The organism is Muriicola sp., from assembly GCF_049669965.1.
In the GTDB taxonomy this organism is placed as follows: domain Bacteria; phylum Bacteroidota; class Bacteroidia; order Flavobacteriales; family Flavobacteriaceae; genus Muriicola.
This window is the reverse complement of record NZ_JBATLB010000101.1, coordinates 1-10,980: the sequence shown is the minus strand read 5'-3', so window position 1 is coordinate 10,980 and position 10,980 is coordinate 1. Positions and strand designations below refer to the sequence as shown.

The window sequence follows — 10,980 nt, the reverse complement described above, 5'->3', positions numbered from 1 at the left end:
ATGCGACCGACTGTGATGGGGATGGCGTAACCAATGAGGATGAAGTAACAGACACTACAGATCCTTTGGATCCTTGTTCTTTGGTATTGGCAAGTCAGACCCTAACTCCTTCTGCAGACTGGGACCTTCAGGACTGTGATAATGATGGGAATCCCAATGGTACGGATCCAAATCCACTGATTGCAACCGCAGTTGATGATCAGGGTTCTACACCTGCTGAGACCGAGATTGTGATCAACATATTGGCGAATGATGATTATTTGCCAAACAATGATCCTAATAATTTAGGTACCACAAGTATTACCCAAATAGGTGGAAATGCAACAGGCATCGTAACTTTTGATGCTGAAACAGGTGAATTATCTTATATACCAGATGCAACCGAATCGAATTCTACAATTACTATTATTTATGAGGTATGCAATACCGATCCGGAACCGGATGTATGTGCTTCTGCTACAGTAACAATAGAGGTAGGCTTAAATACGATCGATGCGGTAGATGACGACTTTAGCGGAGCACCAATAGACGGTGTTGCCGGAGGAGTTGTGGCCAATAGCAACGTATTGGATAACGACACCTTGAACGGGGTAGCAGTAGATCCTGCGGATGTAACCCTCACTTCCATCCCAACAGGTCCGTTAACAGTAAATGCTGATGGTACTGTAAGTGTGGCGCCAAATACAGCGGCAGGCACCTATACGATAGAATATACGATCTGTGAAGTGGCTAACCCAACCAATTGCGATACCGGAACGGTGACCGTAGTGGTAGATCCGGGAGCCAATGTGATCGATGCAGTAGATGATAACTTTAGTGGAGCACCAATAGACGGTGTTGCCGGAGGAGTTGTTGCAAACAGTAATGTGCTGGATAACGACACCCTGAATGGGATAGCGGTAGATCCTGCGGATGTAACGCTGACTTCTACCCCAACAGGTCCGTTAACAGTAAATGCTGATGGTACTGTAAGTGTGGCGCCAAATACAGGAGCTGGCACCTATACGATAGAATATACGATCTGTGAAGTGGCCAACCCAACCAATTGCGATACCGGAACGGTAACCGTAGTGGTAGATCCGGGAGCCAATGTGATCGATGCAGTAGATGACAACTTTATTGGTGAACCTGTTGATGGCACTGACGGTGGCGTTGTGGCAAACAGTAATGTGCTGGATAACGATACCTTGAATGGGGTAGCGGTAGATCCTGCGGATGTAACGCTCACTTCCACCCCAACAGGTCCGTTAACAGTAAATGCTGATGGTACGGTAAGTGTGGCAGCTGATACAGCTCCAGGTACCTATACCATAGAATATACCATATGTGAAGTGGCCAATCCGTCTAATTGTGATACAGCCTCCGTGACTGTGGTGGTTTCATCAGGACCTAATATCATTGTTTTAAAAGTTGATACCTTTAATGATGAGAATGGAGATGGGTTTGCGCAAGTGGGTGAAACGATCAGTTATGCCTTTACGGTTACTAATACAGGCACTGAGCCACTAGGAAATATTACCATTACGGATCCACTGGTGGACCTATCAGGGGGGCCATTGACAATTTTGGAACCTGGCGAGACAGACACTACGACCTTCACAGCAACTTATGTGATCACTCAGGCAGATATTGATGCAGGTAGTTTCCAGAATACGGCTACAGTAACCGGATTTATTCCCGATAATGGACCAATTAGTACACTTTCGGACGATCCCGATGATCCTACAAATGTTGATTCGGACGGGGATGGAAATCCGGACGATCCAACGGTAACCGTATTTACGGCTGCTCCTGGAATTGATGCCGTAGATGATGATTTCAGCGCCAATCCGGTAGACGGAAGCACTGGCGGTACCGCAGCAAATAGCAATGTACTCAACAATGATACACTGAACGGCATCACCGTAGATCCTGCAGATGTTGTCATAAGCTCTATACCAACCGGACCATTAACGGTGAATGCCGATGGTACCGTAAGTGTAGCTACAGATACTGCTCCCGGCACTTATACCATAGACTATACGATCTGTGAGGTGGCCAATCCAACTAATTGCGATACAGCAACAGTAACTGTTGTGGTAGGAGCCGGACCTAATATGATAGATGCAGTAGACGATGACTTCACAGCTTCTCCTGTGAATGGAAATACCGGAGGTGTGGTAGCAGATTCTAACGTATTGGATAATGATACGTTGAATGGGGAACCAGTAAATCCGGAGGATGTAATTATTACCTCTACACCCACCGGACCATTAACAGTGAATACCGATGGTACCGTATCGGTTGCAGCAGATACCGCTCCAGGCACCTATACCATAGACTATACGATCTGTGAAGTGGCTAATCCGACTAATTGTGATACCGCTACGGTAACTGTAGAGGTGATCCCCGGTGCAAATATGATAGATGCAGTAGATGACGACTTTACAGATATCATTGTAGATGGAAATATTGGCGGCCTGGTTACGGGGGTTAATGTGTTAGATAATGACACACTTAACGGGGAATCTGTTAACCCTGCAGATGTTACCATTACGTCCACGCCAACCGGACCGTTAACAGTCAATTCAGACGGTACAGTTAGTGTACTGGCTGCTACACCTGCCGGCGTATATACGATCGAATACACGATCTGTGAAGTGGCCGATCCTGCCAATTGTGATACAGCTACGGTAACGGTTCTTATTTCTGAAGTGATCATAGATTTCAAAATAGAAGTAAATCAGATGGTTACCCCTAACAACGATGGTAGAAACGATTTTCTCTTTATTCGCGATGTTGATTTCGCAAGGAATAATACCTTGAGGATTTATAACCGCTGGGGAATTGCAGTCTTTGAAGGTGCTAATTACAACAATCAGAACAATGTTTTTGACGGTCGCTCCAGAGGAAGATCAACCCTGAGTGTAAACGATTATTTACCGGCAGGGGTTTATTTCTATATCTTTGAATATGATTTGAATCAGGAAAGAATTACAGATAGTGGTTACCTGTATTTGAGTAAATAACAGATGATAAAAAATATGATACATACAAAGTACCTATTAGTTATCTTTTTCTTGGTAGCTATGCTGACCAGCACCGTACAGGGGCAACAAGATGCTCAGTATACACAATACATGTATAATACAATGAGCGTAAATCCGGCGTATGCCGGCTCCAGAGGAGAATTGAGTATTGCGGCACTTTACAGGGCACAATGGGTGGGCCTGGATGGTGCTCCGAAAACCCAGACGCTTAATTTGCATTCCCCTATCAGGAATAGCAGACTCGGGTATGGGCTCTCTATTGTGAATGACAATATTGGGAATGGGGTGGTACAGGAAACCTATATCGATGCAGTGCTTTCCTATACCATTGAACTTTCGCGCGAAAATAAGTTGTCCTTTGGCCTAAAAGCAGGAGGGAATTTGTTAAACCTCGATTTTCAGCAGCTGAGAAATTTTGACCAGGAACCCATAAATGATGGGGCAGACATTACCAATAATTTTTCTCCCAACTTTGGATTCGGGGTCTACTATCATACCAATAGGTTCTACTTAGGCCTTTCTGCTCCCAATATGTTGGAAACAGATTATTTTGACAATTCCCAACGTTCCGCAAATTCCGTTCAATTTCAATCTACAGAACGCCTTAATTTATATTTTATCACCGGGTATGTATTCGATCTGAATTACAATCTAAAGTTCAAACCGGCATTTTTAATGAAAGCAGTGGGTGGTGCACCCTTACAACTCGATTTTTCGGGAACTTTCTTACTCAATGATAAGTTCTCCTTTGGAGCGGCCTACCGTTGGGATGCCGCCGCTAGTGCCTTATTTGGCTTCCAACTTTCAGAAAGACTAATGCTTGGACTAGCCTATGACAAAGAGATCACTGAACTGGGAGGCACTCGTTTTAACGACGGTTCTTTTGAAGTGTTCTTAAGATTTGAACTGGTACGTTCGTTCCAGGGATTGGTATCACCCAGATTCTTTTAAAATGGATTTCATGACAAAGCGTATTTTTATTTCGTCTATCGTATTGTTTTCGTTCCTGGGCAACGTTTTTGCCCAGGTAAATACGGAAAAGAAAAAAGAAAAATATTCCTACACTTTATATACCAAGGTCTATCAAAAGCGCTTAACAGAGAAACCAGATAAGGTAAAAGATACGGTATTAATGAAACTGGCAGACTCATATTATATGATCGCCGACTATGAGAATGCCGCCAAAGTATATGAAATACTGTATACAAGGGCAGAGAATACCCCAGGGTTTTCTGTACCCCAAGAGTATAATTTTAGGTATGGACAAAGTCTTAGAGCTATCGGAGAAGAAGACCTTGCGAAGGAAAAATTAGCCAACTACCTGAGCGAGTCGGGTGCAAATGCCACAGTACAAAGTACAACACAATACAAATTAAAGGACCTAAAGGCGTATTTTTCAAAATTAAAAGACAGTATAAATCTTAATGAATTTTCAGATTTTGCCCCTGCATTTTACAAAGAAGGCCTGATTTTTTCTTCAGACAGGGATACGGGAAACTTACACAGATACCGGCATAGTGGCAGCAATACTGATTTTCTGGACCTTTATCAATTCAAAACGGACGATGATGGATTAGAAATTATCACTAAGGTCAATTTTATTGGGGAAGGTTATAATCCTCGTGAAGCCGAAACTACGGCTATTAAGGTAGACGAATCTACGGCCACGTTCTCCAGGGATGGTAAGACGATGTACTTTACCGCAACTAACTTTAAGGACGGAGATCTCATAAGAGACAAGAATAATATTGTTAGACTGAAGATCTATAAAGCTGTACTGGAAGCCGAAGGCTGGCGTTTAATGGACGATTCCTGGTTTAAGAATGACAATGCAGACAAAGCCTTCAATACTGATAGTTATTCTTTTTCAAATCCGGCCCTGAGCCCGGATAACTCAAAACTCTATTTTTCATCGGATATGCCCGGAACAAAGGGACTATCAGACATTTTTATGATCAATATCAATGAGAATGGAGTGTACGATGAAGTTAAAAATTTAGGAGATAGGATAAATACCCCATTCAGGGAAACTTTTCCTTTTATAAGTGCAGAAGGACGCCTGTATTTTTCTTCCGATCGTTTTGGGGGTAATGGAAGATTGGATGTCTATGTGGCGGACTTAAATGCCGAAGGGATGGTGGCATCAGATCCTGAGAATTTAGGGGATCCTATTAACACTTCGGCAGATGATTTTAGCTTTATCTACGACAGTGAAAAAGAATATGGTTTTTTTGCGTCAAATAGAAAAAGGCCCAATACTACAGGACGTCGTAATGCAACGGATTATATCGATGATAACATTTATGCCTTTACCGCCGAATGTATCAACCCAAAGACCTTAACAGGTATCGTCTATGACCGGAACACGCTCCTACCTTTGGCGGGTGCAACCATTGGGATTGTAGATGATAACAATGAGGTCATAGCTTCTACCTTTACAAATGAAGAAGGGGCCTATAGCATTACTATAGACAGAACAAAAAATAATTTTGTGAGGGCCTCCAGAGAAGGATATACCCCCGTTGAGGAGTATTTGGAAATTAATCCCTGTGAATTGCGTATGGTTGATCTCTATTTAGAAACAGACTGCATTGAATACGGAACCGACCTGGCAAAACTGCTGGGATTAGATCCTACGATCTTCTTTGATTTCGACAAATCTGAGGTAAAAGATATTTATCAGGATGAACTCGATATTGTGGTGGCTGCCATGCAATTATATCCCAGCTTAAAGATACAGGTGAATTCGCATACAGATTCAAGGGGCCCTAATACATATAACCAGCCGCTATCTGAACGCCGTGCCAAAGCGACGGTAGAATACATAGCCTCAAAAGGCATTGACATAAATCGATTGAAATACAAAGGTTTTGGAGAATCCAAGCCTGTAAACGAATGTGTGGACGGGGTGAGATGTTCGGCTGCCAAGCATCAGCAAAACAGACGCTCTGAGTTTCTGATCTTGTGCGAAGATGGGGAGAATTGCTGTTATTAAGATGGTTGGGATGATACGTTTATTGAGGAGTGAATTCTAAACTTCACGCTCACAAAAGCTTTTTAATCCGTTTTATTTCAATTTAATTATCGGTTAACTGCCTGTATTCCAGACTTCACAGAGGGTATAAGTCATTTCACAACATTTATTTAGCTGCCTATTTGTTTAAAGGTATTTTTGACTAAGAAGAAACTTGCCACCAAATTTTATGGGATAAAGTTGCTTCGTTTAATCCTTTAATCAAACCTTGTGAAGCTCTTAATATCCTTAAGAACCTTACTATTTTTTTGTATTCTTTCCCTGACTTCAACTGCATATGGGCAAGTTACTGTATGGACCGAAGATTTTTCCAGTTATGCCAACGGAACAATAAGCGGAGCAGGTACAGGAGCTTCACCTGCAGCATGGAATTCACAAACCGGTGCCCCCGTTAATGCAGGGCGAATACTAGCGAGTAACACCCGGGGAGTTGCCTCTTCAACACTCGCAAATCCCTTAATTTGGGTAACTAATCCTATCAACATTTCTGCCTATACAAACGTATCATTTAGCGTGGATACCGGCGCTTTTGATCCCAATCAATTTGAAAATAGTGGGGGGAGTCAGGATAATTTCGCCCTGGAGTACAGAATCAATGGAACAGGCGGCTGGATTCAACTTTTTAGCAGATCTGGCTCCACTTCACAACCTATTAATCCATCTTATTCGGTTGGGAGCCTTTCAGGAAACACTATCGAATTAAGGGCCACTTTCCACAATACAGCCGGAAATGAAAATTATACCATAGACAATGTCTTGGTAACAGGCTTCCCAATAGCGCCTAATGAACCACCGGTACTTGTTGCCACCGGGGATCAGGTGTATTGTCCCGGGACATCCATGCCCGTGGTGGAGACCATTAGTATTACCGATCCGGATGATACTACAGCGTTTGCAGTCGCCATCCAGATCTCAACAGGCTATATCAGCGGAGAAGACTTATTGACACTTACAGGTGTGCATCCTTCCATAACCCCATCTTGGAGCCCGGTAGAAGGTAAACTTACCTTGACAGGTCCTGCTACTTTGGCCGAATTTGAAGCTGCGATCAGTGCAGTAGAATACAGTAGTAGTGCCTTATTACCTGTAGGCAGTAGAGGGTTTTCTATCATCGTGGGAGATGCTAATTACTTACCTCCTACAGGTCATTTTTATGAATTTGTGGCCGTTCCCGGAATTACCTGGACAGCTGCACGGACAGCAGCATCCTTGCGCACCTATTATGGGTTACAGGGCTATCTGGCTACACTTACTTCTCAACAAGAAGCCGATTTTTCGGGTTCACAGGCACTTGGGGTGGGTTGGATAGGAGCGAACGACGATACAACAGAAGGCGACTGGCAATGGGTTACCGGCCCTGAAGCAGGTACCTCCTTTTGGAGCGGGGGGGTTGGGGGAACCGAATTAACCTATGCATTCTGGAATGCAAACGAACCCAATGATTTTCCTGATGGGCCGGTAACCCCAGGACAGGAGAATTTTGCACATATTACAGATCCGTCTGTAACAACCCAGCCAGGATCGTGGAACGACCTTCCTAATGCCGGAGGTGGTGGGGCCTATGCGCCCCAGGGCTATGTTGTGGAATATGGAGGAATGCCTGGCGACCCCATTTTGAATATTTCAGATAATACGCTTATTACCATAGATAACGTTCCCCCAACGGCAAGTAATCCAAGCCCTATAAATTTGTTTTGTTTGGCTGAATTACCCTTACCAGACGTGACTGTGGTAACCGATGAGGCAGACAATTGCACCGCTACACCTTTAGTGGTCTTTCTAAGTGATGTTACGGACGGAGGAAGTTACCCTGAGATAATAACCAGAACGTATCGCATTACCGATGCTTCCGGGAATAGTACCGACGTAACTCAAACCATTACGATCAATAATTTTAATATCACTACGCAACCAATAAATCAATTGGCGTTTGCAGGAACCGATACGGTTTTTACTGTTATTGCGACCAATGTGGATTCTTACCAATGGCAAGTGAGTACCAATGGAGGTGGCAGCTTTAATAATCTTACAGACGGACCTCAATATTCTGGTACGACCACTGCAATCCTTACACTTATAAGCCCGGATCTTGATAAAAATGGGTATATCTATCGTGTGCAAATGCTAAACTCTGGCTCGGTTTGCCCCAGGATTTCCTCCGGCAATGCCCTTTTAAATATCCGGATTGGTTCTATCATTACCAATAAAAGGATTACAAAACGAATTATAAAATTTTAAATTCCTAGTTAAAATATAGAAACGAAAATCGCTCCAATAAAACAGTGTTGTTAGCTTCGTTAAATTCCATGATTATTGGGATGATCGACTAACGGATCTTACTTTTTCTCCTTCTTTTTACAGGAAAACTTCACTTTTTGTGCCTTATGCACTGTATTTATACCTGTACACAACAATATTTTATAGGTGCTGAACGGTATAGCTACTTTTATAGTTGTATGACAGAAATCCAAGAATTATGATTCCTTCTAAGCTACAGAGGATCTTCATACTTTGTTTTCTTTTAGGCCAGGGAGTATTGCTCTATGGCCAGGATACCTTTTTGGATAACTTCAATACAGTATCCTGGTCTAATAACAATGGTAGCATGTCTTTTGCTGAAGATTGGCAGGAAACAGACGATAATGACCCTGCTGCTGGTCGCTTCTATATCACAACCGGAACAAATCGATTACGGATTGAGAATATGGATTTCGAAGTATTAAGTCGTAAGCTAAATTTATCTGGTGCCACTGGTGTTACTTTGACCTTTACATATTTTGAAATGTCTGGTAATGAACGTATTGATGTTCAATTATGGAACGGTACGGGATGGAATACAGTGGCTAATCTGAATGGATCAGGATCAGTTAACTATAATCTTGCTGCCAATGAAATGTCTGCAAACTCCGAGATTCGATTTGTCACCCAATCCGACGGGTGGGGTAGTACAGAGGCTTATGAAATAGAGAATCTTCAATTTAATGGGAATGTTCCCCCAGGGATAGCTATAGATGACATAACTGTCAATGAAAATGATGGTACGGCAACATTTACCGTGACTTTGTCAAAAGCCTATGCAGGTGGCTTCGATGTGGACTGGGATACCAGTGATGGAACCGCTATTGATGGGACCGACTATAATTCGGATAGTGGGACTATAAGCTTTGCCGGTACCGCAGGAGAAACCCAGACTATTGTAATTAATTTAATCAATGACAGCACGCCGGAGATCAATAACGAAAACTTCTTTGTAGATCTTAGCAATATCAGTGAACCCGGAATTGTCATGGCAGATGGCCAGGGACAAGCAACTATCATTGATGATGAATACGCCTTTAATACCCCATTAGTGCTGACCCACGAATTTGATGGGTATATGGATTATACCTCTACCGCCGGAACACTAAGGGCTGAGCCTAATACAGGAAATACGTGTGCGATTAACGCAACTTCCAGCAATACGCTAACCGCCACAATCCCGGCCACGGCAACCATCGATCAGGCAATACTCTATTGGGCCCATTCAGGGTCCACCCCGGATACACAGGTAACCTTTGATGGAAATACGGTGAATGCCGAATTTTTATATGGGACCACACTTACTAACCGCACTTTTTATGGGGGACGAGCTGATGTGACCGCGATCGTAACAGCAGTGGCTAACCCATCTACTTATCTATGGACCTTTGGTGGTCTAACAATAGATAATACCAACCCATACTGTAATACCGCAACAACCCTTGGGGGCTGGAGCTTGATGGTCTTTTATACAGAGAATAGTTTACCGGCATCCACCATTAATGTGTATGAAGGATTTAGCGGGGAAAGTAATTCTTCCTCCTCCTATACCCTTAGCGGATTTTTTGCCATTGGAGCAACAGGCTCTAAGACTACTGTGCAATCCTGGGAAGGTGATCAGACGCTGAGCAATAATGAAAGTTTAACGGTTACGACCGGACTAGGAACATTTAACCTAACAGGTGACGGAGATAATACCGGACTCCCTACTATTAATCCCTTTAACTCCACGCATTTTGATAATACAGTGGCGCCGGTTGTAAATAACACGAATTCCCATGGAGTCGATTTAGATACCTATGATGTTTCCCCTTTTGTAACTGCCGGGGAAACTTCAATAACCACAAACGTAGGATCCGGACAAGATTTTGTGATCTTAAATACAGTGACCCTGAAAGTACCTTCCAACTTAACCACCGGGATCGTATTTGAAGATATTAATTACGGAGGAGGGGCCGGTCGTAACAGAGCAACGGCAGCCGGGGTGCCTATACCTAATGTCAGGGTTGAATTATATGATGGAGGTGGGAGCCTTGTAGATAATACAACCACCAATGCAGCGGGCCGCTATGTCTTTGCAGGGATGGCCAATGGGTCTTATACAATTCGAGTGGTCAACAATACCGTACGCTCTACGCGTGCTGGAGGAAGCACTTGTACAAGTTGTATTCCTGTACAGACCTTTAAAACCGACTATATTGCCAGTTTTGTGGTAGAGGATACCAATTCTGTGGGGGGGGAAGATCCTTCAGGCCAGGATCCGGGACCGGGCACTTTGAACAATGCGCAAACCATATCCTCTTTTACGATTCTTAATGAAGGGGTGGCTGGAATGGATTTTGGTTTTAACTTTAATACCATCGTAAATACCAATGAGGATGGGCAGGGATCTTTGGATCAATTTATTGTCAATTCAAATGCGCTGGATGAATCAGGAATAGATATTGAAGCAAACGGTATTTTTGATCCCGGTGCCGGGGAAGACACGTCAATCTTTATGATCCCTCCTACGGGGGATTTACTGGGCAGACCCGCCGATGGGAATTTTGCCGGTGGAATCTTTGATATCGAAACAGATCCTCTAACGACCATAACAGGAGATAACACCTATATAGACGG

General features: G+C 43.3%; 5 protein-coding genes. All 5 read left to right on the top strand.

The window, feature by feature from the left end:
* Window positions 1-3,008: gliding motility-associated C-terminal domain-containing protein (locus WBM49_RS05430; protein ID WP_424371048.1), on the top strand; the 3,008-nt coding region annotated here is incomplete at its 5' end.
* 15 nt (window positions 3,009-3,023) lie between these two features.
* Entirely contained in the window at window positions 3,024-3,980 is a 957-nt protein-coding gene (locus WBM49_RS05425) for a PorP/SprF family type IX secretion system membrane protein (protein WP_424371047.1), read from the top strand.
* 10 nt (window positions 3,981-3,990) lie between these two features.
* Complete coding sequence (locus WBM49_RS05420) at window positions 3,991-6,024, top strand: OmpA family protein (RefSeq protein WP_424371046.1); 2,034 nt, start codon at window positions 3,991-3,993, stop codon at window positions 6,022-6,024.
* Between the two features lie 249 nt (window positions 6,025-6,273).
* Entirely contained in the window at window positions 6,274-8,301 is a 2,028-nt protein-coding gene (locus WBM49_RS05415; RefSeq protein ID WP_424371045.1) for a C-type lectin domain-containing protein, read from the top strand.
* Between the two features lie 238 nt (window positions 8,302-8,539).
* Window positions 8,540-10,980 (top strand): Calx-beta domain-containing protein (locus WBM49_RS05410; RefSeq protein WP_424371044.1); only part of this gene is annotated, 2,441 nt, incomplete at its 3' end.